The sequence below is a fragment of the Tardiphaga sp. vice304 genome (assembly GCF_007018905.1).
In the GTDB taxonomy this organism is placed as follows: Bacteria; Pseudomonadota; Alphaproteobacteria; order Rhizobiales; family Xanthobacteraceae; genus Tardiphaga.
Window position 1 is genome coordinate 340,751 of record NZ_CP041402.1, and the last position, 24,184, is coordinate 364,934.

At 64.7% G+C, this 24,184-nt stretch carries 20 protein-coding genes, 2 tRNA genes and 1 riboswitch; of the genes, 9 read left to right on the top strand and 13 right to left on the bottom strand.

Annotated features, from left to right (window positions below; genetic code table 11):
* Positions 1-31 precede the first annotated feature (31 nt).
* From FNL56_RS01530 to FNL56_RS01540, 3 genes are all read right to left on the bottom strand, one after another.
* A complete protein-coding gene (locus tag FNL56_RS01530) occupies positions 32-319 on the bottom strand; it encodes a DNA cytosine methyltransferase (RefSeq protein ID WP_143577414.1) in 288 nt (95 codons plus the stop codon).
* 226 nt (positions 320-545) lie between these two features.
* Positions 546-2,081, bottom strand: coding sequence for a site-specific integrase (locus FNL56_RS01535; protein WP_143577415.1), 1,536 nt, complete (start codon positions 2,079-2,081; stop codon positions 546-548).
* An 84-nt stretch (positions 2,082-2,165) separates the two neighbouring features.
* A tRNA-Leu gene (locus tag FNL56_RS01540) sits at positions 2,166-2,252 on the bottom strand.
* A gap of 184 nt (positions 2,253-2,436) precedes the next feature.
* On the opposite strand from FNL56_RS01540, the gene FNL56_RS01545 reads away from it, so the two are divergent.
* On the top strand, positions 2,437-3,405 hold the full coding sequence (locus FNL56_RS01545; protein ID WP_143571270.1) for a complex I NDUFA9 subunit family protein: 969 nt from the start codon (positions 2,437-2,439) through the stop codon (positions 3,403-3,405).
* Positions 3,406-3,560: 155 nt separating this feature from the next.
* Here the strand turns inward: FNL56_RS01545 and FNL56_RS01550 are convergent, their stop codons facing one another.
* Positions 3,561-4,370, bottom strand: coding sequence for an undecaprenyl-diphosphate phosphatase (locus FNL56_RS01550; protein WP_168202833.1), 810 nt, complete (start codon positions 4,368-4,370; stop codon positions 3,561-3,563).
* Between the two features lie 203 nt (positions 4,371-4,573).
* Here FNL56_RS01550 and FNL56_RS01555 point away from each other — a divergent pair, with 203 nt between their 5' ends.
* Together FNL56_RS01555 and queG are read left to right on the top strand one after the other, a co-directional pair.
* Positions 4,574-5,266, top strand: a complete 693-nt coding sequence (locus FNL56_RS01555; RefSeq protein WP_143581732.1) for a glutathione S-transferase family protein — start codon at positions 4,574-4,576, stop codon at positions 5,264-5,266.
* A gap of 232 nt (positions 5,267-5,498) precedes the next feature.
* Positions 5,499-6,626, top strand: coding sequence for a tRNA epoxyqueuosine(34) reductase QueG (queG, locus tag FNL56_RS01560; protein WP_143571272.1), 1,128 nt, complete (start codon positions 5,499-5,501; stop codon positions 6,624-6,626).
* Between the two features lie 431 nt (positions 6,627-7,057).
* Here queG and FNL56_RS01565 read toward each other — a convergent pair whose 3' ends face one another.
* The 7 genes from FNL56_RS01565 to FNL56_RS01595 form a co-directional block, all read right to left on the bottom strand.
* Positions 7,058-7,798: a hypothetical protein gene (locus tag FNL56_RS01565; protein ID WP_143577417.1), complete on the bottom strand. Its 741-nt coding sequence runs from the start codon at positions 7,796-7,798 to the stop codon at positions 7,058-7,060.
* Between the two features lie 19 nt (positions 7,799-7,817).
* Positions 7,818-8,402 carry a Crp/Fnr family transcriptional regulator gene (locus FNL56_RS01570; RefSeq protein ID WP_143571274.1) on the bottom strand — a complete coding sequence of 195 codons (585 nt, stop codon included), beginning with the start codon at positions 8,400-8,402 and terminating at the stop codon, positions 7,818-7,820.
* Between the two features lie 495 nt (positions 8,403-8,897).
* Positions 8,898-9,656, bottom strand: a complete 759-nt coding sequence (locus tag FNL56_RS01575; protein ID WP_368039327.1) for a tyrosine-type recombinase/integrase — start codon at positions 9,654-9,656, stop codon at positions 8,898-8,900.
* Between the two features lie 262 nt (positions 9,657-9,918).
* Positions 9,919-9,994: transfer RNA gene (locus FNL56_RS01580), tRNA-Thr, on the bottom strand.
* Between the two features lie 132 nt (positions 9,995-10,126).
* Positions 10,127-11,965 (bottom strand): heme biosynthesis HemY N-terminal domain-containing protein, encoded by a 1,839-nt coding sequence (locus FNL56_RS01585; RefSeq protein WP_143571275.1) that lies wholly within the window; start codon positions 11,963-11,965, stop codon positions 10,127-10,129.
* A gap of 7 nt (positions 11,966-11,972) precedes the next feature.
* Positions 11,973-13,157, bottom strand: coding sequence for a hypothetical protein (locus tag FNL56_RS01590; protein WP_143571276.1), 1,185 nt, complete (start codon positions 13,155-13,157; stop codon positions 11,973-11,975).
* 52 nt (positions 13,158-13,209) lie between these two features.
* A complete protein-coding gene (locus FNL56_RS01595; protein ID WP_143577419.1) occupies positions 13,210-13,968 on the bottom strand; it encodes a uroporphyrinogen-III synthase in 759 nt (252 codons plus the stop codon).
* A 141-nt stretch (positions 13,969-14,109) separates the two neighbouring features.
* On the opposite strand from FNL56_RS01595, the gene tsaD reads away from it, so the two are divergent.
* The 6 genes from tsaD to FNL56_RS01625 all read left to right on the top strand — a co-directional run bounded on the left by tsaD (position 14,110) and on the right by FNL56_RS01625 (position 20,477).
* Positions 14,110-15,183, top strand: a complete 1,074-nt coding sequence (tsaD, locus tag FNL56_RS01600) for a tRNA (adenosine(37)-N6)-threonylcarbamoyltransferase complex transferase subunit TsaD (RefSeq protein ID WP_143575976.1) — start codon at positions 14,110-14,112, stop codon at positions 15,181-15,183.
* Between the two features lie 10 nt (positions 15,184-15,193).
* Complete coding sequence (locus FNL56_RS01605) at positions 15,194-16,177, top strand: NAD(P)H-dependent glycerol-3-phosphate dehydrogenase (RefSeq protein ID WP_143571278.1); 984 nt, start codon at positions 15,194-15,196, stop codon at positions 16,175-16,177.
* Positions 16,177-16,590 (top strand): EVE domain-containing protein, encoded by a 414-nt coding sequence (locus FNL56_RS01610; RefSeq protein WP_143571279.1) that lies wholly within the window; start codon positions 16,177-16,179, stop codon positions 16,588-16,590. The genes FNL56_RS01605 and FNL56_RS01610 overlap by 1 nt, the downstream gene beginning before the upstream one ends.
* 43 nt (positions 16,591-16,633) lie before the next feature.
* Positions 16,634-17,299, top strand: coding sequence for a class I SAM-dependent methyltransferase (locus FNL56_RS01615; protein ID WP_143575977.1), 666 nt, complete (start codon positions 16,634-16,636; stop codon positions 17,297-17,299).
* Positions 17,300-17,613: 314 nt separating this feature from the next.
* Positions 17,614-19,563, top strand: a complete 1,950-nt coding sequence (gene acs, locus FNL56_RS01620) for an acetate--CoA ligase (RefSeq protein ID WP_143571280.1) — start codon at positions 17,614-17,616, stop codon at positions 19,561-19,563.
* Between the two features lie 398 nt (positions 19,564-19,961).
* Complete coding sequence (locus FNL56_RS01625) at positions 19,962-20,477, top strand: L,D-transpeptidase (RefSeq protein ID WP_143571281.1); 516 nt, start codon at positions 19,962-19,964, stop codon at positions 20,475-20,477.
* A 204-nt stretch (positions 20,478-20,681) separates the two neighbouring features.
* Here the strand turns inward: FNL56_RS01625 and purH are convergent, their stop codons facing one another.
* Both purH and FNL56_RS01635 read right to left on the bottom strand, forming a co-directional pair.
* Complete coding sequence (gene purH, locus FNL56_RS01630; protein ID WP_143577420.1) at positions 20,682-22,274, bottom strand: bifunctional phosphoribosylaminoimidazolecarboxamide formyltransferase/IMP cyclohydrolase; 1,593 nt, start codon at positions 22,272-22,274, stop codon at positions 20,682-20,684.
* Between the two features lie 24 nt (positions 22,275-22,298).
* A riboswitch (ZMP/ZTP riboswitch) is annotated at positions 22,299-22,380 on the bottom strand.
* Between the two features lie 62 nt (positions 22,381-22,442).
* Positions 22,443-24,158, bottom strand: coding sequence for a heparinase II/III family protein (locus FNL56_RS01635; protein WP_143575978.1), 1,716 nt, complete (start codon positions 24,156-24,158; stop codon positions 22,443-22,445).
* Positions 24,159-24,184: the final 26 nt, after the last annotated feature.

Here is a 24,184-nt window from a genome sequence, read left to right on the forward strand (position 1 = left end):
GGGCCTTCTTGCTTGCGTCCGTGCTGCACTTTTACTCCGGCCACCCGCTGTAAAATCTCTCCGGCGTTGACATGAGGCTGATCAGATCGGCCTTGTGCTGCAACAGCAGGTGCTCGATATCCCAGGCCTTTTTTTCGAGCCATTCAGGCCATTCGAAAGCGTGTCGCGATGAGGGGCCCTCGATCAAGTTGGCTGAGAATGTTTCGAATGCCATCGGGTCTCGCTCGATGGCAAAACTTCCCGTCAGTCCAGCCTGTAAAAGCCCGAGCGAGAATCCCCCGCAACCCGCGAACAAATCAGCAAAATTAATGCCTTTCATGTCTGACTGAACACCCTTCAGCTGCGGGCTGCCCAACGCAGACGCGCCGAATCACAGGAGGCAATTTGGTTCCGGCAATCTCATATCCTAAGTCGCCTCGTTAGCAACATACCATCAGCGAGCCCTCACCGGAAAACATTTGAATATTGTGGTCAATCGATCTTCCGGCTTGCGAGAGCGACATGATCGAGAACTTGAGCCTCACGCGGATTTGCACCGGCATTACTCAGAGTTTTAGGGCCGGAATCTTGCAGAGCTCTCGATACAAAGCCTCCGCCGGAAACTCCCCATATGAGTCCCCTACCGACCGACTGCCATGCCCCGTGATTGCATCTAGAATGTCCTTCGCTAGTGCATGCCTTCGGCCCAGCGTCTTGATCCGGTGTCGCCATGAGTGGCTTGGGGATAACCGCAGATCAAGCAGTCCTAGCTGGCGAACGAAACGGCCAATTATTTTCGTGCCGTTGCCTCCGCGCTTTCCAAACTTGTCCGGCGCCAGCTCGGCAAAAAGCGGCCCGGACTTGGCCCGACTTGCAAACTTCACGAAGCCGGCCTCAATCAAAGCCGGGTGCACAGGAATGATGCGCTCCGAGCCACTCGTCTTCAGTGAGCCCGCCTCAGGATCGAGCTTCATGCACCAGATGTCGTCTATCTGCAGGACGTCCTCGGATCGCAATTGGCAGATCTCGGAGACGCGCGCTCCCGAATATGCACCGATCCACGGCACCCAACGCCTGACCGGGTCCTTGCTCGCCGAAGCTGCTCGAAGGATCGTCTTGGCCTCTTCGTCCGTGAAGCTTCGTTTCTTCTCACCCTGTTTGCTCTTGACCTCGAGTGAGACACCTTCGGCCGGATTCGCCGAGATCAGCTTATTTTTGAATCCCCATTCGAAAATGGCACGCATCGGTGCAAGCTTCGCGTCCTGGATCGTCTTCGGGCGGAGGCCCTCCTCAACCATCGCCGCTTTCCAGGCGACGAAGTTGGTGCCCGTGACCCGACGCGCATCATCATGGCCGAGAAATTTCTCAAGCTGGTGCATTACCCGCGTCCACTCGTAGACCGTCTTTTCGACTGGTCGACGTTCGGCCGCCCATCCCTTGATCAGGATTTGGAATGGCACAGGCTTTTCAGACACCGGGGCGCTAGCGGGCGCGACACTGCTGGGGGAGAAGAAGGAGTTCTCTATCGCCTCGCCATTGGCCAAGCGTTTCAGCGTCAGGCTAGCTCGCTGCACTGCAGCTGCGATCGCTTTGGCGAGTAACCAGCGGCTATTTTCGTCAACCTTTAGCCCCTGAGAGGCCAAACATTCGTCGGCGCCCCTAAGGCACCGCCCCTCCATTTCATCCACTCGGGAGGCGTCATTATCCACCTGGAGGAGGAAACTGGCGTCGTAGATTTGTGCAGGAGACGTAGATTTCGGCGGAAGGAATAGCCGGACACCAAGCTCCGTATCCCATGTGGTTTGGCTACTGGGGTTTTCGCGATACTGGCCCAGCCAGTGATCGTGCACTGCCACTGCCATCTGGTGCGCTTCACGTTCGCTCAGGGATTTGGGACCGGCCCGCAAGTTCGCCCAACGAGCCTCCAGTTCCGCCAAGGCCTCAGCGTGAAGTCGCTTGGCTTCAACAGGGTCTCGCGTAAGCAGGCTGCGTTTCTCTTCGCGCTTGCCAACGAGCGCACGCAGGTCTTCCGGAACACCTTTCCGGAGCCAATAGAAACCGCTGTTGGGATGCTTCCAGGGACGTGACATTGCAAGGGGCATTGTACCAGCCTTTTGTACCAGGCGGGTAGTGCTAAGCCTCTGATCTTGCTAAATCTCTTTCAAACCAATGGTTTAAAAGGGGGATGGTGCCCAGGAAAGGACTCGAACCTTCACAGCCGTTAAGCTACTGGCACCTGAAGCCAGCGCGTCTACCAATTCCGCCACCTGGGCATGCCCGAGAGCATGGAGCCGGTTAGTAGGGACCCTGAACGCGCTTGTCAAATCGCTTGTCGGGCGGCAAATCCGCTGTACAGGCAGGCGGGGTTGGCGTATCGCGAAACAGCCTGCTGGCGCCGGGTTTCGGCCGCCTTCCGGGCGGCGATTCGGTTGTTGAAAACGGATTAAGGATACGATCATGGCAGCGCCCATCGACACCCTCGTTACGGTTTTCGGCGGCTCCGGCTTCCTCGGCCGCCACGTCGTGCGCGCGCTGGTGAAGCGCGATTACCGGATCCGGGTCGCGGTACGCCGGCCGGAGATGGCCGGCCACCTGCAGCCGATCGGCCGGGTCGGCCAGATCCACGCCGTGCAGGCCAATCTGCGCTTTCCGGCCTCGATCAAGGCCGCGATGCGCGACGCCTCGGTCGTCGTCAACCTGGTCGGCGTGCTTACCGAGGGCGGCAAGCAGACCTTCGATGCCGTGCAGGCCAAGGGCGCCGAAGCGATCGCCCAGGCCGCCGCCGAGATCGGCGCGCGCATGGTGCATGTCTCGGCGATCGGCGCCGACGCCGATTCCGAGGCCGGCTATGCCCGCGCCAAGGCTAAGGGCGAAGCGGCCGTGCTGGCCGCGGTGCCCTCGGCCGTGATTTTGCGCCCGTCGGTCGTGTTCGGCCCCGAGGACCAGTTCACCAACCGATTCGCCGGCCTTGCCCGGATGATGCCAATCGTGCCGGTGTTCGGCGCCGATACCCGGATGCAGCCGGTCTATGTCGGCGATGTCGCCACCGCGGTGGCAGATGCCGTCGACGGCAAGGCGCAGGCCGGCGCCACCTATGAGCTCGGCGGGCCGGAAGTGCTGACGATGCGGCAGATCATCGAGATAATTCTGGCGACCATCGAGCGCAAGCGCGTGCTCGTGCCGGTGCCGTTCGGCCTTGCCAAGCTGCAGGCGATGGCGCTGCAATTCGCGCCGGGCGCGCTGAAGCTGACGCCGGACCAGGTCACTATGCTACGGTCGGACAATGTGGTGTCGGAAGCCGCCAAAGCGGCCGGGCTGACGCTGGAAGGCTTGGGCATCACGCCCGATTCGCTGGAAGCGATCGCCCCGCAATATCTGTGGCGCTACCGCGCGACCGGCCAGTTCGCCCATAACGGCACGAATTAACACCGGCCTCTCCGAATGTCGTCCCCGCGAACGCGGGGACCCATATACGCTGTCGTGCTGGTTAAACGCTGCGGCTGACGTCCGAGTCTATTCTTTCGCTACCGTGGTTATGGGTCCCCGCTTTCGCGGGGGACGACACGGAGTTTGTGGCGGGATCAATACCCCAGCGCCAGCGCGATCAGGCCGAGCGTGCCGACGATGACGCGCCACCAGGCGAACAGCGTGAAGCCGTGGCGGGTGACGTAGCCGAGGAAGCTCTTCACCACGATGATCGCGGTGACGAACGACACCACGAAGCCGATCGCGATGATGACGCCGTGATCCATCGAGAGATCGCCGCGGCTCTTGTAGAGATCATAGACGAAGGCGCCGGCCATGGTCGGGATCGCCAGGAAAAACGAGAACTCCGCCGCCGCGCGCTTCTCGGCGCCGAGCAGCATCGCGCCGACGATGGTGGCGCCGGAGCGCGACACGCCGGGGATCATCGCGACGCACTGCGCAAAGCCGATCTTCAGATACATCGGCAGCGGAAAGGTGGTGGCGTCGTCGTGGACCGGCGCAAGATCGAGCTGGTCGATCCACAGCAGGATCGCGCCGCCGACGATCAGCGAGAAACACACCACCCACGGATTGAACAGATAGCTCTTGATGTAGCCGCCCATCAAAGCGCCGATGATGGCGGCCGGCAGAAACGCCACCAGCACGCCGATCACGAAGCGGCGGGCCTCCATATTGCCGCGGAACAGGCCCTGCGCGATATGCCACAACTTGCCGAAATACAGCGCCAGAATGGCCAGGATCGCACCGAGCTGGATCAGCACGGCGAAACTCTTCCAGAAACTGTCCTCGCCGAGATCGAAGAACCGCTCGGCCAGCAGCAGATGGCCGGTGGAAGACACCGGAAGGAACTCGGTGACACCCTCGACAATGCCGAGAATCACCGCCCTGATCGCATCAGACATCATGCTGTTGGTCCGTTCTGCTGGTCCCCGGCCTCAAAAAGCCGGGTTCTTCTCGCCTATATCCCGCACCGCCGCAATCGCAAAAAGCCGGCCATCGCGGGTTGCCTCGCTAGCGCGCTTCGCTAGGTTGGCGCGCGCCGGCGGGCTGCCATGCATTGCTCAAAACGAGACGTTTTGTTAACGACCGCATAACTATCAAGGCCCTCATGTACACCCTTTACCACCACTCGTTCTGTCCGCAGTCGCGCTTCATCCGCCTTGTCCTCGGCGAGTACGGCCTTGACGTGAAGCTGGTGGAAGAACGCGCCTGGGACCGGCGCGAGGCGTTTCTGGCGCTCAATCCGGCTGGAACCCCGCCGGTCCTGCTGACCGACGGCTTTCCGCCGATTCCGAACGCCGGCATCATCGCCGAATATCTCGACGAGACCCATGGGCCTGCGATGGCCGATCGCCGGCTGCTGCCGGTGGCGATGGAGGAGCGCATCGAGGTGCGCCGGCTGATGGCCTGGTTCAACGAAAAATTCTTCGAGGAGGCCTCCGGCCCGCTGGTCAACGAACGCATCTACAAGCGCTTCATGCCCGAGGAACTCGGCGGCGGCGCGCCGTCGATGGATGTGATTCGCGCAGCCACCGCCAATGTGCGCTATCATCTGGCCTATATTGGCTGGCTGGCGCGGACGCGCAATTTTCTCGCCGGCGACCGGTTGAGCTATGCGGATCTGGTCGCAGCGGCGCATCTGTCGGCGATCGACTATCTGGGCGATGTGCCATGGAGCGAGGACGACGCCGCAAAGGCCTGGTACGCGCGGGTGAAATCCCGCCCGTCGTTCCGTCCGCTGCTCAGCGAGTGGCTGGCCGGCGTGCCGGCGTCGCGGACCTATGTGGATCTGGATTTCTGATTCCGCTCGACGCATTGCCAGGTTGTTCGCGCCGTCGATCTCCTAACTCTCAGCCCGTCGTCCCCGCGAAAGCGGGGACCCATACACGCTGGCGTGCATGGATGACGCTGTGGCAGCGACCCTGCGTCACGACGATCCCGGAGGTTATGGGTCCCCGCTTTCGCGGGGACGACAAGCGGATGGGCTTGGCGTTCGGCAGCGATATAATTGCGCCTGCGGCGACGCGCGCGCCATGACGCCCGACCTGCGAGACGCCCTCACCCGCGAAGCCCTGTCACTCGGCTTCGACTCGATCGGCATCGCCGATCCCGATGCGATCGCCGGCGTGCGCGAAAGGCTCGAGGCGTTTCTCGCCGCCGGCGCGCATGGCCAGATGGCATGGCTAGCCGACAATCCCGGCCGCCGCGCCGATCCCAAGGTGATGTGGGCGGATGTGCGCTCGGTCATCATGTTCGGCGTCAATTACGGACCCGACGAAAACCCGCTGGCAATTCTGGCGCAGCGATCGAAGGCTGCGATCTCGGTCTACGCGCAGGGTGACGACTATCACGAAATCATCAAGAAGCGGCTGAAGCTCTTGGCCGGCTGGCTGATCGGCCAGGCCGGCGGCGACGTCAAAGTATTCGTCGATACCGCAGCGGTGATGGAGAAGCCGCTGGCACAGGCCGGCGGGCTTGGCTGGCAGGGCAAGCACACCAATCTCGTCTCGCGCGAATTCGGCTCCTGGCTGTTCCTCGGCGCGATCTTCACCACGCTGGAGCTGCCGCGCGACGACGCAGTGGTCGATCACTGCGGCTCGTGCCGCGCCTGCCTCGACGCTTGTCCTACGGCGGCGTTTCCCGCGCCGTACCAGTTAGACGCGCGGCGCTGCATCTCCTATCTCACCATCGAGCACAAAGGACCGATCCCGCGCGAATTCCGCCAGCCGATGGGCAATCGCATCTATGGCTGCGACGATTGCCTCGCCGCGTGCCCGTGGAACAAGTTTGCGCAACAAGGCCGCGAGATCAAACTCGCCGCGCGCGACGAACTCCGTGCGCCATCGCTGCATGCGTTGTCGAAGCTGGACGACGCGCAGTTTCGCGCGCTGTTCACCAAGTCGCCGGTGAAGCGAATCGGGCGCGACCGCTTCATCCGAAATGTGCTGATCGCGATCGGCAATTCGGGCGATGTCGCTTTGATGGATGATGCGAAGCGACTGCTCGGCGATGAGAGCCCCACCGTGCGCGGCGCGGCGGTGTGGGCGCTGTCGCAATTGATGGCGCCGGAGGCGTTTGGCGCGCTCGCGCAGCAGCATCTCGCAGCGGAGAGCGATGAAAATGTTCGTTCGGAATGGCCGGTGGACGTCAGCCCCGCCTGACGGAAACCCGGCAGGGCGAATAGGCAAACAGGCATCACATTCTATTACTAACATGATGGAATCATGGATTTTTAATTCTATAATCCGCGACCGCACCAACAAATATACCAACTGTTGCCAACCGTGGTGCAGTCTAGCCCATGACGCGGCTCGCCGGGCTCGACATCAGCGCGCTGGAAACCTTCCTGGCCAGCGCCAGGACGGCTGACTGCTCCTAACCGGGCAAAGGCATGACGATGTCCGGTGTTGGGGGTGTAGCAGACCTCACGGTTCCGGTCGCCGACTTCCGAGTTTGACCCCTAACGGACGTCGTGCCCAAATTCAGCATTGGGCCGGCATGCGCTTATGCCAGTTGAGAGATCACGTAACATCGCCCAGACACGCCGGCGGTCGATGTCGCCAGCGTTAAGCCGTAGCGGGAGGCGCTTCGGTTAGTGGACGAACTCGTTCTTCGCCATCATCAGGTGGTGCAACTGATGATGCGATCCCTGCACCATGATGCCCATGAAGCCAAGTGCCTTGAGCTTCGTGACCTGCTTGGCATCTTGGCTGATAACGGTGAGCTTCACCCCATTGGGTATGTTTTCTGTTTTTGCATTCCAGCCTAGCTGACTAAGTTCGTGCACATGCGCGGGGACCATTCGCTTGATAGCGTCAATGGTGCGGCCCTCTCCGGTCACGGCGATTTCAATTCCGTTGTCGAGGGCATGATCCACAGCCGTGGCGCGCATCGTGACCTCATCCATATCGATGAGGTGCTCGCGCAACGCTGAGATGTTAACTTTCGACCAGTCGGTCGCTGGATCCTCATCCAGGATGCGCACGACTTGTTGGATCGTGCCGAATGCCTCTTGGCCAGGAAGTGTTGGCTGACCGGCCGATTTGGTTCCCATCATACCATGCTGACCCATCCCGCCTTGCATGCCATGCATCGTGGGGCCACCCTGCTGCATCATCTGTTGATGCTGATCGGGACTACCCGAATTCATCTGCTCATGCATACGGGCATGGTTAGGCATTTGCGCTGCCGCATAAGCGGTCGCGGCAACGATCGCAATGCCGACTAAGCCGGCCTTAGATAACCAAGATGACATCGTCGACCTCATACTAAAAGCTTGCCCTAGTTGCTCGAATACGCCATTTGCGTTGGAATTGCATATGACCTTGATCATACGACGGTCATGCTGGCGGTCACATCAGCTTGATCTTTCCTTTGGATCTTTCGATCTCTCCGGCGGCCGCCAGGTCCGCGAGCGTTCGATAGAGCGTTTCATGTGTAAGGCCGAGTTCAGTGGCCAGGTCCTTGAGTGTGCCGGTCACCCTAATAGTACGTCCATCGGTGCCAGTATTGAGGGCCAAATAGTGCCGAACACGATCGTGGGCGGAGTTAATATTGCGCTGTTCAACGCGCGTGCGTAGGTTCATTACTTGGTGTGCCAGCATCGCCATAAAAGCTTGTGCGGCTTTTGGATCGCGCTCGAATTCGGCGAGCACGATTGTCTTGGGATACAAGCGAACGACGGCATCGGTCGTCGCAATCCCATCACAGTGATACGCCGACGCGAACAGCGAGGCCTCACCGAGTGTCTCGCCAGCAGCAGCGATCTGCAGCACAGCCTCGCGCCCCGCGCGATCCACACGCACGAGACAAACATTCCCGGTGATCACCTCATAGAAGCCTGCAGTTCGTTGACCCGTGCGAAACAGAACTTGTTTAGCCCGGAACGCGCGTTCGACCCCAGCAACCCGAATAGTTCGCGTGAGCCAGTCTGCCATATTCGCCAAAGGACCTTCTCAACCAGATAGATTACTGCAAAGAATACCGACGAACCTTATACCAAGATGCAGCGGATTTCTGGATTTGGCACATAACGGACGTTGCGCGATGTCAGACTTGAGTCCGCTATTCGCACGAAAGCGGACATCCCAGCGCTACTCCAAATTTGTAGGCTAACGCCCTGAGCCGACGATTTCTCAGATTGCCCGCAGGGGGACGATCGTGCCGCCCGCCTCCATCTCCCTGCATCTTTCTGCCCACCAGTCCATGATGCGGACCCGTTCATCCCAATAGTCGGCGCGAGCATAAGCGCGCCGCACACTATCGTTATCGACGTGAGCCAGCTGACGCTCGATGGCGTCTGCGTTCCACAAGCCGCATTTGTGAAGCCGAGTCTGCGCAAGGCGGCATTGATGGTGTTTTCGCTCATACAATGCTCGCGCGAGCGATTGGACGGGAAAACGAAGCGTCCATTCCCGGTGATGCCGTGAAGCTCACGCAGCAAGGTAACTGCTCGGGGGTGCCAGCGGAATGCGATGCGGCCGTCGCATCTTCATTTTTGCGGCCGGGATGGACCAGGTTGCGCCATCGAGATCGATTTCGCTCCATTCCGCTGCACGGACCTCACCGGGACGTGCAAAAGTCAGGGCCGACAGTTCTAGAGCGGCCTTCGTTTCTGGCGACCCCTCGTAGATAGCAATGGCCCTGAGCAAGCCACCGAAGGCTTTGGGTTCGATGATGGCCGCACGGTGCTGGACTACTGGCGACGCGATAGCTCCCCGAAGGGAGGCCGTCGGGTCCGTATCTCCTCGCCCGGTCGCGACGGCAAAGCGAAAGACCTGCCCGATGGTTGCCCGCAGCCGTTTGGCGGTTTCGAGTCGACCCCGAGCCTCTACCGTTTTCAGGACCCGTAGCACTTCAGGGGCGACGATCTCCGCAATAGGGCGCTCCCCAAGATCAGGGCGAGCAAGGTTCAGGAGCCATTCAACCTTGTCGAAGGTGCGCTCCGCCTTTCCTTCCGCGCGCTTCTTTTCGAGGAGTTCGTCGGCCAGCGAGTTGAAGGTATTGGCCGACGCCGTCGCTTTTGCGGCCCTGGCCAGCTTTCGGACCAGCGAGGGGTCTTGTCCCGAGCCAAGCAGGCGTCTGGCGTCATCGCGCGCGTCGCGCGCCTCTCGAAGGCTGGTCGTCGGGTATACGCCGATGGCGAGGGTCTTCTGCTTGCCGTTGTAACGGTAGGCGAGCCGCCATCGCACCGTCCGGCATTACCCAGAGCTGCAATCCGGCGCCGTCCGACAACTTTGCCCGTGTAGTACCCGGTTCAATTTTTCGGATTTCACGATCGGTCAGTGCCATGTTGGTACATCCCCCGCTGCATCGGATCGTTACCAACAGATACACCAACAAAAATCTTCAGATACCAACGCACCGCCTTGGACGGCGCTGGACACAAATATCACGTAACCTACTGATTTACAGTAGATTTTGGACTATATCGGCCTGATTTGGATGGCAAAATGGTGCCGCAAACAGGACTCGAACCTGTGACCCCGTCATTACGAATGACGTGCTCTACCAACTGAGCTATTGCGGCGAACCAAGCGGCGATTCGGCCTGTAGGCCGGAAACGCTGCCGCATCTGATATCGTTCGGGGCGGCGCTTTGCAAGAAGCGGCGCGCCGATCGGCGCGCAAAAGCGTCCGATCCCGTGTCGTGATCGGACGGCTCAGCCGCCGATGCGGCCAATAAAGCCGCGCCAGCCGCCGGCCTGCTGGCCGGCGTTGAGTTCGGCGAATTCGTCGCGCGGATTTTCCTCGTCCACCCCGGGATCATCGGGCGCGCGCACGATCGGGATCACCGCAGGGATTGGCGGACGGATCGGCGGCATGGCGGCGGGCGGCATGGTGGCGCCCGGCGGCTTGCCGGCGGCGTCGGGACGGGGACGAAAAAATAGCGGCGGGGCCGCGGGCGGCGGAGCGGGCGGGGCGGGCTCGACCGCAGGTTCCGGATCCGCTTCCGCCAGTTCCGGTTCCGGCTGAATCTCGATTTTGGGCTCCCGCTTTAGCTCCTGCCTGGGCTCCGGCGCCGTTTCGGTCGCGGGACGGGTCTGCGGGGAGGGCAACTCGGTTGCCACAGCAGCTTTCGGGGCCTCCGACGACGCCTGTTCGGGCCCGTCAGCCTCGGTGGCGGTAGCGGCAGCGGGGGGCGGCACCGCGCGCGGCGGCGGCGCCAGCACGGTTTCGCGCAAGATATCCGCTTCGATGGTCGACATCCGGTCCGACGGCAGCGCCGCCAGCGGCGTCTGCCACTGGAAGGCATCGATTCGGCCGGTCAGCGGCGACACCGGACGCCAGATGTCCGAGACATAGCCATCCGCGGTCCACACCGGATCGTGCCGGGCGCGCACCGCGCGGATCGTCCAGGCGCGGGACCGGCCGCTGTCGCCGTTTTCGGTGCGCTCGATTTCGGCCATCAGGATCGCGACGCGCTGCGTCGGGTCCTGCGTGAACGGCGCCAGCGTCTCGCGCGCTCGGCCGAATTCGGCGGCGTCGATCGCGGCGCGCGCAAGCGCCAGCGCGCTTTCGACATGGCCGGGGGCCTTGGCCGCCAGTGTCTCGATCCGCGCCAGCCGCTGGCGGGCGGCATCGCCCGGCTTGGCATGGGCATAGGCGTCCGCGAGATCCGGATGCGGCTGCGCGATCCAGGCAGCCTCGAGGATCTTGAGGGCGCGGCGGATCTGCTGCGCCTCGCTCTGAAACCGGGCGGCCAGTACCGCGGCCGGCACCAGGGTCGGCGCCAGCTTGACGGCCTCACTGATGCTCTCGCGGGCGAGGTCGCGGTCGACGGTTTCCAGCTCCTGCGCCCGCGCGGTCAGCAGCACGCCGCGCTGGCGACGGAACGCGGCGCGGTCGATCAGTCCGGAGGACAGGTTGTTGTCGAGGATCGCCAGCGCGCCGTTCCAGTCGCCCTGCGAACAGCGGAAGCCGAGCAGCGCCTGCGAGGCCCAGGTCGAGCCCGGCGCCAGCTTCAAGGCCTCCTCGGCGATCGCCACCGCGGCATGCGGATCGTCGCTGCGCTGCGCCTCGATGAACAGGCCGCGCAGGCCAAGCAGGCGAGTATCCTCGCGCTCGGCCATCGTCCGGAACGCACGGTTGGCGCCATGGTGGTCACCCTCGAGCTGCGCCGACTGCGCCTGCAGCAGCAGCGCCAGCGGATCGTTGGCGACGAGGCGCGCCGCCGCGTCGGCATGTTTGCGGGCCGCAGCACCGTCGCCATGGCCGATCGCCAGCAGGCCCCTTGTGATGGCCTGGCGGCCCCGCGCTTGGCGCTTGTCGCGGCGATTGCGGCGCAACCGCGCCGGCATCCGCCACATGCCGCGCAGCAGCGACCAGGCCAGCAATGCGGCGACGATGACGAGGCCAACGGCCAGCGCGAACACCGGCAGCGAGGTCACGGCGCGCCAGTGGCCCCACGACAGCACGACGTCGCCGCTCTGTTCGGCCACCCAGGCGGCACCGGCGCCGGCCAGCGCGATCAATACGAGAAACGAGATGAGACGCAGCATGGGTTTCCTATCGCGCCGGCTTGGACAGCGCCGCCATCGCGTCGGCGGCGAACTGACGGGAGGTGGCAAGGGCTAGGTCGCGGGCATCGACGCGGTCGATCCACGGCTGCACGGTGGCGCGATCTGCCGGCGGCAAGGTCATGAGTTCGCGCCTGGCCTCGGCGAGGTCGGTGCGACGCGCGGCGGCGGCGGCGCGCGACGCAATCGCCGCGCTGTCGGGGCCGGCGACGGCGTCGGTCCGCTCGATGCGGACCAGCCGGGCGGCGCCGGCCTGCAGGCGATCGACGATGCTGCCGGTCGACACCGGCTCGGCCGCGGGGACCAGCTTCGGCAGCAACGCCAGCAGCTCACGGCCAAGTGCGGCGGCATTCGGCACGCCGGTGGCGGCAAAGCCGTCGAGCGGTTTCAGCGCCGCGGCATCATCGGCCAGCGGTTTTGCTGCAGCAAGGGCCGCAGCATAAGGCTCGCTTTGCCGCACGGTGCTGTCGAGCAGCGAGGCGGCGACGACGCGACGCAGCGGCCGGTCGTCGGCCGGCTTGGCGCTTTGCTCGACGATTTCGGTTTTCAGGGCGCCGGCGGCGCGCTCGACCGCGCCGAGCCGGGCAGTGATCGGCGAAAGGTCGACTGCCGGCCCGGCCGCTGCGGATTTCAGCTCGGAAACCGCGGCGACGGCGACGGCGGTCTGGGATTTCGCCGCGGCGAGGTCACTGCGCAGCGCGGCCAGCGATTTTTCCAGAGTGTCGAGCCGGGCGGCCTGCGCCGAGTCCGGCGCGGTACCCGCATTGGCCGGTGCGGCCGGACGAGCCTCGATCCGGGCAACGCGCGCGGCCAGGGCATCGAGCGCGGAATTGTCCTGCGGTTCCGGCGCCGGCGCACCGGGCCAGCCGGCCAGCCAGGCACCGCCAAGCAGCAAAGCCGCCGTCAGCGCGCCGGTCGCAGCGGGCAGCACCACCGAGGGGCGCTTCGCAGACGGCAGCGCTGTCTCCTCCGGGGAGACCGGATCGGCGATCGATTCGGCGGCGGTTTCCTCCGGCAGCTCGGGAGCCATCTTCGGCTCGTCGGCCGATTCGGAAACCGTCGGCCCGGAGGTCGCGCTGGTCACCTCGGAGGCCGGCAACTCGATGGTCGATGGCGCGCGGCGCGGCCGGTTCGGGTCCAGCGGTCCAGTCGGTTCGGGCCTGTCATCGACCATGGCGCGGGTTCCTCTTGGCAGGGGCGAACCCGGTCAGGTTCGCCATCTTCTCTTAGCGCGATAAAGGCGCGATGGCACGGTCCAGCGCCGCGAACAGGGCATTTTCATCCGGCGTGGCCGCCAGCAGCACCTGGGTGGCGCCGGCATCGCGCACGATCGATGCCACGGAATCGGACAGGCAGATATGAGGTACCGCAAGTGCCGAAATTTCGACGCCGGCGGCGCGCGACGCGGCGAAGAACGCGCGCGCACTGCGCCTTGAATAGTGCAGCACGGCCTGGATGGTTCCCGCGGCAAAGCCGTCGGATACCGCGGCGGGCAGCTCGGTCACCGGCGCCATCCGGTAGGCGGTGTGGGTAACGACGCTGAAGCCGCGTTGCCCGAGTTCACTGGCGAGATCGCGGGCCAGATCGGCGCCGGCGAGATACAAAAGCGTGGCAGAATTCTTCAGTAGCTTCGCCTTGACCTGCGCAACCACGAGGTCGCGCAGCGCATGGGCGTCGCCATCGGCGGAGATCACGTTCGTGAAGCCGATGTCCCGCGCCGCCTCGGCGGTTCGCTCGCCGACCGCAAACAGCGGCAGCTCAAGCAGGGCAGCCTTGATCGGCTGGTCCTCTATCGCGCGCAGCGCATTGGCGGAGGTGACGATCACCGCGCCGTAATGCGGCTGCGCGTCGTCGGCATGGTCGTCCTGCACGATCACCTTCTCGAAGCGCAGCATCGGCGCCGGCAAGACGTCGAGCCCGCGGGCCCGCAACGCGCTTGCGGTGCGGTCATTGTCGGGCTGCGGGCGGGTGACGAGAATGGCCATGCGGCGACGCTTTCCGATCGATCGGCGGAAGAGGTGAAGGAGCTTCGGAGATTGCACCGTGCAACCCCGCAATGCTACGCCGGGGCAGCAAAAGCCCGCTCGGGCGGATTGTGCAAGGATTGAATTTTGACGGGTAGGCCGATGCGCGTGCTGGGAATCGAGACGACCTGCGACGAGACCGCCGCGGCCGTGATCGAACGCCGCCCGGACGGTTCCGGCCGCATCCTGTCCAACATCGTGCATTCGCAGATCGCCGACCACGCGCCCTATGGCGGCGTGGTGCCGGAGATCGCGGCGCGCGCCCATATCGACCTGCTCGACGGTATCGTGCGCCGCGCGATGACCGAGGCCGATACCGGCTTCATCGATCTTTCCGCGGTCGCCGCCGCCGCCGGTCCCGGCCTGATCGGCGGCGTGATCGTCGGCCTCACCACGGCGAAGGCGATCGCGATGGTGCATGACACGCCGCTGATCGCGGTGAACCATCTGGAGGCGCATGCGCTGACGCCGCGGCTGACCGACGCGCTGTCGTTTCCCTATTGCCTGTTCCTGGCCTCCGGCGGCCACACCCAGATCGTCGCGGTGCTCGGCGTCGGCGATTATGTACGGCTCGGCACCACTGTCGATGACGCGATGGGCGAGGCCTTCGACAAGGTGGCAAAAATGCTCAGCCTGCCCTATCCCGGCGGGCCGCAGGTCGAGCACGCCGCCGCTTCCGGCGATGCCAAACGCTTTGCGTTTCCGCGGCCGATGCTGGGTCGCCCCGACGCCAATTTTTCGCTGTCCGGCCTCAAGACCGCGGTGCGCAACGAGGCCGGCCGCATCGCGCCGCTTGAGCCGCAGGACATCAACGATCTCTGCGCCAGCTTCCAGGCCGCCGTGCTGGATGCTACCGCCGACCGGCTCAGCGTCGGGCTGCGCCTGTTCAAGGAACGTTTCGGCGAGCCGACGGCGCTGGTGGCGGCCGGCGGCGTCGCCTCCAACAAGGCGATCCGCGGCGCGCTGCTGGAAGTGGCGGCCAAGGCCGGCACCATCCTGATCATGCCGCCGCCGGAATTGTGCACCGACAACGGCGCGATGATCGCCTGGGCCGGCGCCGAACGCCTGGCGCTGGGCCTCACCGACACGATGGAAGCTGCGCCGCGCGCCCGCTGGCTGCTCGATGCCGATGCGGTCGCGCCGGCCGGTTACGGCAAAACCCGCGCAGCGTATTGAGGATAGCGCGATGGTGAACTTCAGTTCAGTCGCGGTGATCGGCGCCGGGGCCTATGGCACGGCGCTAGCCGACGTTGCCGCGCGCGCCGGGCGTGAGGTCGTGCTCTATGCGCGCTCGACCGCCGCCGCCGAGCAAATGCAGATCACGCGCGAAAGCCCGCGGCTGCCGGGCGTGGCGATCGATGCCTCGGTTTTTGTGACGGCCGATCTCGCGCTGACCGCGCGTGCGGATGTCATTCTGCTCGCCGTACCGTCGCAGCAATTGCGCGACGCGCTGACGGCCCTGACGCCGCTGCTCTCCGACGGCAAGCCCGTGGTCGCCTGCGCCAAGGGCATCGAGCGCGGCACGCGGCTGTTCATGACCGAGGTGATCGCAGCGGTGGCGCCGAACGCCGTCCCGGCGATCCTGTCGGGACCGAATTTCGCCGACGACGTCGCGCGGGGATTGCCGACGGCCGTGACGCTGGCCTGCGCCGATGAGACCATGGCGATCGATCTCGTGAAGGCGCTGGGCTCGGCGACCTTCCGGCCCTACCACTCCACCGACGTGCGCGGCGTCGAGATCGGCGGTGCTGCAAAAAACGTGCTGGCGATCGCCGCCGGTATCGTCGCCGGCCGCAAGCTCGGCGCCTCCGCACTCGCGGCGCTGACGACGCGCGGCTTCAGCGAATTGCTGCGGCTCGGCCGCGCCTGCGGCGCGCGAAGCGAGACGCTGTCGGGCCTGTCCGGGCTTGGAGATCTGATCCTGAGCTGCTCCAGCGCGCAGTCGCGCAATTTTTCTCTCGGCGCCGCACTCGGCCGTGGCGAGCAACCCGCGCGCGACAGGCTCGCCGAGGGCGAATTCACCGCGCCGGTTCTGGTTGAACTGGCAGCTTCCAGACACATCGATATGCCGGTCGCCAATGCCGTTGCCGCGATTCTCAGCGGCGCGGCCACCATCGACCAGGCGATCGAGGGCCTGCTGACGCGGCCGTTCAAGGCAGAGGGATACTAATGGCGCACTGGCTGGTTAAATCGGAGCCCTCGACATGGTCGTGGGACCAACAGGTCGCCAAAGGCGCGAAGGGCGAAGCCTGGACGGGCGTGCGCAACCACACCGCCAAGCAATACATGATGAAGATGAAGAAGGGCGACCGCGCCTTCTTCTATCATTCCAACGAGGGCAAGGAGATCGTCGGCATCGCCGAGATCATCAAGGAGCATTACCCGGACCCGACCGATGAATCCTCGAAATTCGTCTGCGTCGATATCAAGGCCGACAAGCCGCTGAAGACGCCGGTGACATTGGCTGCGATCAAGGCCGATGAGCGTTTCGCAGAAATGGCGCTGCTAAAATATTCGCGGCTGTCGGTGCAGCCGGTAACGGATGCCGAATGGAAGATGATCTGCAAGCTGGGCGGACTGTGAGCGCGCGCGCGCAGACGCTTCTTTCGACGTGAGCGCCGACAACATGCTCGTGCCTGCGGCGGTCGGCGATCCGGCCGTCTTCATCATCGCCAATACGCTGTTGCTCCCGGTGCCGCTGGTGCCGGAAATCGGGCTGCACATCGCCGACGAGGCGGTGCCGCTATGGACCAAGACCGAAGACGAGATCAACGAGATCGGCCTGCCACCGCCCTTCTGGGCCTTTGCCTGGGCCGGCGGCCAGGCGCTGGCGCGCTATATCCTGGATCATCCCGAGACAGTTGCCGGCAAAACCGTGATCGATCTCGCCTCCGGCTCCGGCATCGTCGCCATCGCCGCCGCGAAAGCCGGCGCCGCCCGCGTCATCGCCTATGACATCGACGGCTTTGCCCGCATGGCGATCGCACTGAACGCGCGCGTCAACAAGGTCGTGATCGAGGTCAGCGGCGACGATCTGCTGGCGGGCGCGACCGCGCCTGTGGCCGAAACCATTTTAGCCGGCGATATCTTTTATGAAAGCGACACGGCGAAACGCGCCTTCGACTTCCTCGACGATAAAGCCGTAGCCGGCGCGACCGTCCTGATCGGCGACCCCGGTCGCAGCTTCCTGCCGAAGGCCCGGCTGCACAGGATTGCGGAGTACAGGGTGCCGGTGTCGCGCGAACTGGAAGATGCCGACATCAAGCTCACCGCCGTATGGGGCTTGGCGTAGCCTTGCCGGCTCCGCCGTGGCCCGGAAGATAACGGCACGGATAACCGTTGGAATTCCGTGGCACGCGCTTCACGCCGCCGGGCTTGCGCCACGAGGCTACAAATTCGACTGTTCCATCATGACGTTATCCGCCTCTGCCGGGTTCGGGGCCGGTAAGGCCGGAATTGCCGTGTGGGCGGCAGGACGACTTGCCGACCTACAAAAGGCCTAGGACGAGTGCCTTGTCGCGGTACCCCGCGCGGGCGCATAATCGCGGGAACAACGACAGCCGTTGCGGCCACCCGCGGCCGTGATCGCAGTGCAAGGAGGGGAACATGTCCGAGAAAATCTACGACGTGCCAGCCGAATGGACTACGCGCGCCTACGTCGACGATGCCAAATATCTCGCGATGTACGATCGCTCGGTGCACGATTCGGACGCCTTCTGGGCCGAGCAGGCCGAAAACCTCGACTGGATCGAGAAGTTCACCACCGTCGAGAACACCTCGTTCGCGCCCGGCAAGATCTCGATCAAGTGGTTCGAGGACGGCGTGCTCAACGTCGCCTACAATTGCATCGACCGCCACCTGCCGGCGCGCGCCAAGCAGACCGCGATCATCTGGGAGGGCGACGATCCCTCACAGTCGCGCCACATCTCCTATCAGGAACTGCACGACGAGGTATGCCGCTTCGCCAACATCCTGCGCACCCGCAACGTCCAGAAGGGCGACCGCGTCACCATCTATCTGCCGATGATCCCCGAGGCGGCCTATGCGATGCTGGCCTGCGCGCGAATCGGCGCGATCCATTCGGTGGTGTTTGCCGGCTTCTCGCCGGACTCGCTCGCCCAGCGCATCACCGATTGCCAGTCCAGGATCATCATCACCGCGGATGAAGGCCTGCGCGGCGGCAAGAAGGTGCCGCTGAAGGCCAATGTCGATGCCGCCGTAGCCAAGGCCGGCGACGTCGATTGGGTGGTCGTGGTCAAGCATACCGGCGGTGCGGTCACCATGGATCCGGCGCGCGACTTCTGGTACCGCGAAGCCGCCGAGATGGTCACCGCCGAATGCCCGTGCGAGGCGATGAATGCGGAAGATCCGCTGTTCATCCTCTACACGTCGGGCTCGACCGGCCAGCCCAAGGGCGTGCTGCACACCTCCGGCGGCTATTTGCTGTTCGCCTCGATGACGCACAAATACGTGTTCGACTATCACGAGGGCGATATCTACTGGTGCACCGCCGACGTCGGCTGGGTCACCGGCCACAGCTACATCCTGTACGGGCCACTGGCCAACGGCGCGACCACGCTGATGTTCGAGGGCGTGCCGAGCTATCCGACGATGTCGCGGTTCTGGGAAGTCATCGACAAGCACAAGGTCAACATCTTCTACACCGCGCCGACCGCGATCCGCGCGCTGATGCAGGCCGGCGACGATCCGGTGCACCTCACCTCCCGCAAGAGCCTGCGGCTGCTAGGCAGCGTCGGCGAGCCGATCAATCCGGAGGCCTGGGAGTGGTACTACAACGTGGTCGGCGAGAAGCGCTGCCCTATCGTCGATACCTGGTGGCAGACCGAAACCGGCGGCATCCTGATCACGCCGCTTCCGGGCGCGACCCGACTCAAGCCGGGCTCGGCGACGCGGCCGTTCTTCGGCGTGGTGCCGGAGATCGTCGATGCCGACGGCCATGTGCAGGCCGGCGAGACTCAGGGCAATCTGTGCATCGCGCGGTCCTGGCCCGGCCAGATGCGGACGGTCTACGGCGACCATGCGCGCTTCGAGCAGACCTATTTCTCGACCTATCCCGGCAAGTACTTCACCGGCGACGGCTGCCGCCGCGACGCCGACGGTTACTACTGGATCACCGGGCGGGTTGACGACGTCATCAACGTCTCCGGCCACCGCATGGGCACCGCCGAGGTCGAGAGCTCGCTGGTCTCGCACGCAAAAGTCTCGGAGGCCGCGGTGGTCGGCTATCCGCACGACATCAAGGGTCAGGGCATCTACGCCTATGTCACGCTGATGACGGGCGTGGAGCCGACCGAGGAGCTGCGCAAGGAACTGGTCGGCTGGGTCCGCAAGGACATCGGCCCGATCGCCTCGCCGGACCTCATCCAGTTCGCGCCGGGCCTGCCGAAGACCCGCTCCGGCAAGATCATGCGGCGCATCCTGCGAAAAATCGCCGAGGACGAATCCGGCACGCTGGGCGACACCTCGACGCTGGCCGATCCGGCGGTGGTGGATGATCTCGTCGAGCACCGTCAGAACAAGCGGCCGGGGGTGTAATTGACGCCGAATACGGTCGCCAGTCTTCTCTGGCGACTACCTTGAGATTAAGCTTTGGCCTATCAGCCGTCGTTGCGAGGAGCCCTTGCGACGAAGCAATCCGGTTCTTACTGCGCTTTCCGCTTTCTGGATTGCTTCGCTGCGCTCGCAACGACGGTGGCACTGCTGGTGCCCCCCTTTCTGCTGTGACCCGCAGCGCACCGTTCCCTGCCTGATCATCGACTTCACCTTTCGCCGCGCGGTTTGCCCGCCGCTGTGATTTCCAGATCATTTACTTTGTCGGCAGGATTTCTCCTTGATCGCGCCGTTCGATCGCCGCCGGCGCCGGATGATACCGGATGCTTAAGGCGATCGCTCGATGATCCCGGCACCATTTCGTTCATTCATGGGAGGGATTGATGCCGACGAAGTACGCCGTTGCGCTGGCCGCTACTCTTGCCGCGGGGGCGCTGGCTTCGCATCCGGTGCAGGCCAGCCCGGCGCGGGTCGTGTTCCAGGGCGGCTATGCACCCGGCACGATCGTGGTGAAGACCAGCGAGCGCCGGCTGTATCTCGTGCTCGATGACGGCACCGCGGTGCGCTATCCGGTCGGCGTCGGCCGGCCCGGCAAGCAGTGGGAAGGCGTCACCAAGATCGACGGCAAGTATCGAGAACCGGCCTGGTCACCCCCGGCGGAAGTCAAGCGCGACAATCCGCGACTTCCCGACGTGATCGCCGGCGGATCGCCGTCCAACCCGATGGGCGTCGCCGCGCTGACGCTGGCCGGCGGCGAATACGCCATTCACGGCACCAACCGTCCGGGCTCGATCGGCGGCTTCGTCTCCTATGGCTGCGTGCGAATGTACAATGAGGACATCAGCGACCTGTTCGGCCGCGTCCCGGTCGGTACGCCCGTGGTCGTGACGCAGCGCTGAGCTTTGCGGCCGGGCTCCGTTCACCTATCCCCGGAGGGAGAGGTCGGATGCGCGAGCAAAGCAAGCGCGGCCGGGTGAGGGGTCAGGGACCTCTCGATGGAGCTGTGCCCCCTCACCCGCCCCGGCTTCGCTACGCTTCGCCGGGCCGACCTCGCCCCAATGGGGAGAGGTGAACGGAACGCCGTCGCTCCGTCCAGTCGAAACTCAGTGCTTGAAGTGCCGCACCCCGGTGAAGACCATGGCAATGCCGGCGTCATCGGCGGCCTTGATCACCTCGTCGTCGCGCACCGAGCCGCCGGGCTGGATCACCGCGGTGGCGCCGGCCTCGATCGCCACCAGGAGACCGTCGGCGAACGGGAAGAACGCGTCCGACGCCACCACAGAACCCCTGGTCATCGGCTCCGCCAGCTTCATTTCCACCGCCGCATCCTGCGCCTTGCGCGCGGCGATGCGGGCAGAATCGATCCGGCTCATCTGGCCGGCGCCGATGCCGACGGTGGCGAGATCCTTGGCATAGACGATGGTGTTGGACTTGATGTGCTTGGCGACGCGGAACGCGAATTTCAGATCGCGCAGTTCGGCCTCGGTCGGCTGCCGCTTCGTCACCGCGCGCAGCGTCATGTCGTCGACCACGGCGTTGTCACGGCTTTGCACCAGCAGGCCGCCGGCGACGGTCTTGTAGGTCAGGCCTGGCGCGCGCGGATCGGGCAGGCTGCCGGCCAGCAGCAGCCGCAAATTCTTCTTCGAAGCGACGATGGCGATCGCCTCGTCGGTGGCATCGGGCGCGATGATGACCTCGGTGAAAATCTCGGTGATCGCGCGCGCGGCCTCCGCATCCAGCGTGCGGTTCAATGCGACGATGCCGCCGAACGCCGAGGTGGAGTCGCAGGCCAGCGCCTTGCGATAGGCCTCGACCAGGTCGCTGCCTTCGGCGACGCCGCAGGGATTGGCATGCTTGACGATGACGCAGGCCGGGGTGCGCTTCGCGTTGAACTCGGCGATGCACTCATAGGCCGCGTCGGTGTCGTTGAGATTGTTGTAGGACAATTGCTTGCCCTGCACCTGGCGCGCCGAGGCGACGCCGGGGCGCTGCTCGGGGGTGCGGTAGAACGCGGCCGACTGGTGCGGGTTCTCGCCGTAGCGCAACGCCTCGACGAGCCTGCCGCCGATGCTGCGGAAGTCAGGCGCTTCGATCTTCAACTGCGCGGCGAACCAGTTCGAGATCGCGGCGTCATAGGCCGCGGTGCGCGCATAGGCTTTTGCGGCAAGGCGGCGGCGCAGCGTGATCGTGGTCGCGCCGTTGTTCGTGGCAAGCTCGTCGAGCACCGACTGATAGTCGGACGCCTCGACCACCACCGTGACGTCGTCATGGTTCTTGGCGGCAGCGCGGATCATCGCGGGACCACCGATGTCGATATTCTCAATGCAGTCCTCGTAGGACGCGCCTTTCTCGACGGTCGCCTCGAACGGATAAAGATTCACCACCAGGAGATCGATCGGCTTGATGCCGTGCTCGGTCATCGACTGCACGTGCTCGGCATTGCCGCGGATCGCCAGCAACCCGCCATGCACCTTCGGATGCAGCGTCTTGACGCGGCCGTCCATCATCTCGGGAAAGCCGGTGAGGTCGGAGACGTCGGACACCTTGAGGCCTGCAGCAGCAATTGCCTTGGCGGTGCCGCCGGTGGACACGAGCTCAACCCCGTGGGCGGCCAGCGCGCGGGCGAATTCGATCAGTCCGGACTTGTCGGAAACGGACAGCAATGCGCGGGTGATCTTGCGCGGGTGATCGGTCATGGGCAAAATCCTCTGGTTGAAGGAATGTGATGCCCAGGCGCGCGGCAGATGTGGCTCGCGCTTCCCGATGGTGCTCCATCCAAGGTCGCCAGTCGCGCGAGCGAGGGTCGATTAGCAGTTTTCGCCGTCCTGCACAACGTGGACCGAATAGCGCCTGGGATAGAACCCCTACAGCGGCAATTCCGGCTCGCGGCGCGCGTTGCGACGGGCGTTGGTGGCGGCAGGGGAGGAGGCCGAGCGGGCAAAGCTCCAGCGCACGCTGGACGTGTTCTTGGAATCCTGCCGGATCACGATCTGCGCGGTACGGCGCGGTCCGTCATTGCCCGCCAGGAACACGCTGTCCTCCAGCTCGACCTTGTCGTCGAGCGCCTCGAAGGTCCAGACCTCGCGGTTCGGCAGCACCAGCATGACGCCGCGGGCGTCCGACAGCCGGCTCGCCTTGACCGACGGATGCAGGTGGAAGCGGATCGCATAGTCGGTATTGCTGGCCTTGAGCCGCGCCCCCGGCGCCATCGACATCGTGTCCTCGCCATCGAGCCGCGAACCGTCCTCGGCCATCATCAGCACCCGGCGGTGCACCACGCCGAAGCGACCCTGGTAGCCGTCATGCGACGTCGTCAGCATGGTGCCGTTTTCGTTGATCTCGCGGTAGCTCTCGACCACGCGCGGCCCATCGACGATCGGCGCGCCCTGTAGGAACTTCTTCATCGACGAGCGTTCGACAAAGCGGCACGACGAGGTCTCGTGATAGGTCACGGTGGAATGCGCCGGCGTGCTGCGGGCAAAGGCGCGCCAGTTGTCGCGCCCGGTGGCGGGCATGCCGCAATTGATCACGATCCGGCTGGGACCGGCGGACAATTCGAACGACAGCGTGCCGGCATGCGCCTCCTGGCTGAGCTTCGCCGGCGGCGGCGGGCCGGTGTCGATGATCACAGTCGTCGCGCCGGCGTCGAGGCGCTGGAAGCCGGTATGCGGCATGTTCACCATCGGCGTGCCGTGGGTGTCGTCATAGGCCAGCAGCGTCGCCAACAGATGCGACGGCGCATTGCTCATGCCGTTGAACAGGGCAAAGCTGCCGTCGCCATGGCGGAAGAAGCGCAGCATCGGCATCATGCGGTCGATCGCATTGAGCAGCGCCGGCGGCGGCGCGATGTTGCGCGCTGCAAAGGTCTGGCGCAGCGGCAAGAGGTCGATCAGCAGCTCGATCAGCGCGCCGGGATTGCGCGAGATGTGGCCGCCATCCGGCAGGATCTGGCGCTGCAACTCGTCGGACAGTTTCTTGGTGGCGGTACGGACGTGGCGGGCCTGGTTGGCCAGGCACAACGAGGCATAGCACAGCGCGATCAGCACCTGCAGCCGCGGCACGCCGTCCGGCACGTCGGACAATGTATAGCGCAGGGTGCGGATCTCGCGGGTCAAGGCGCGCAGATATCGACGGTAAAACTTGCCGTCGGTGTCGCCGAGCACCAGCGGCGCCTGCGACAAGAGCGAGATCACGCGGCGCGCGGTGACATCGGCGCGGCGGCCGACCGGCCGCTTTCGCGACGGGTTGGTGATCCAGTCGTCGACCAGCGACCGGGCATTCGCGCGGGTGATGGCGGTGTCGGCGGCGCGCAGATGGCGCAGCCAGCCGAAGCCGAGCAGGGCCACTTCCCAGTCTTCCGACGGCGGCTCGAGGTCGAAGATCGAGCGGCCGTGGCAGGTAACGATCTTGCCGGCAAAGACGAAGCGGCCGGCGTAGATCTCAGCCGCGCGGGTGGCGTCGGCGGTGCGCAGGTCGTGCGGCGCGATGATCAGCCGGTCAGCGCGCCCCGGCCACAGACGGGACAGCGCCACCGAGCCACCCGAAGCGCGCGACAGCGCCGTCCGCGCAAAGCGGCGCAGGATCAGCTTCGAGATACGTTGGCGAT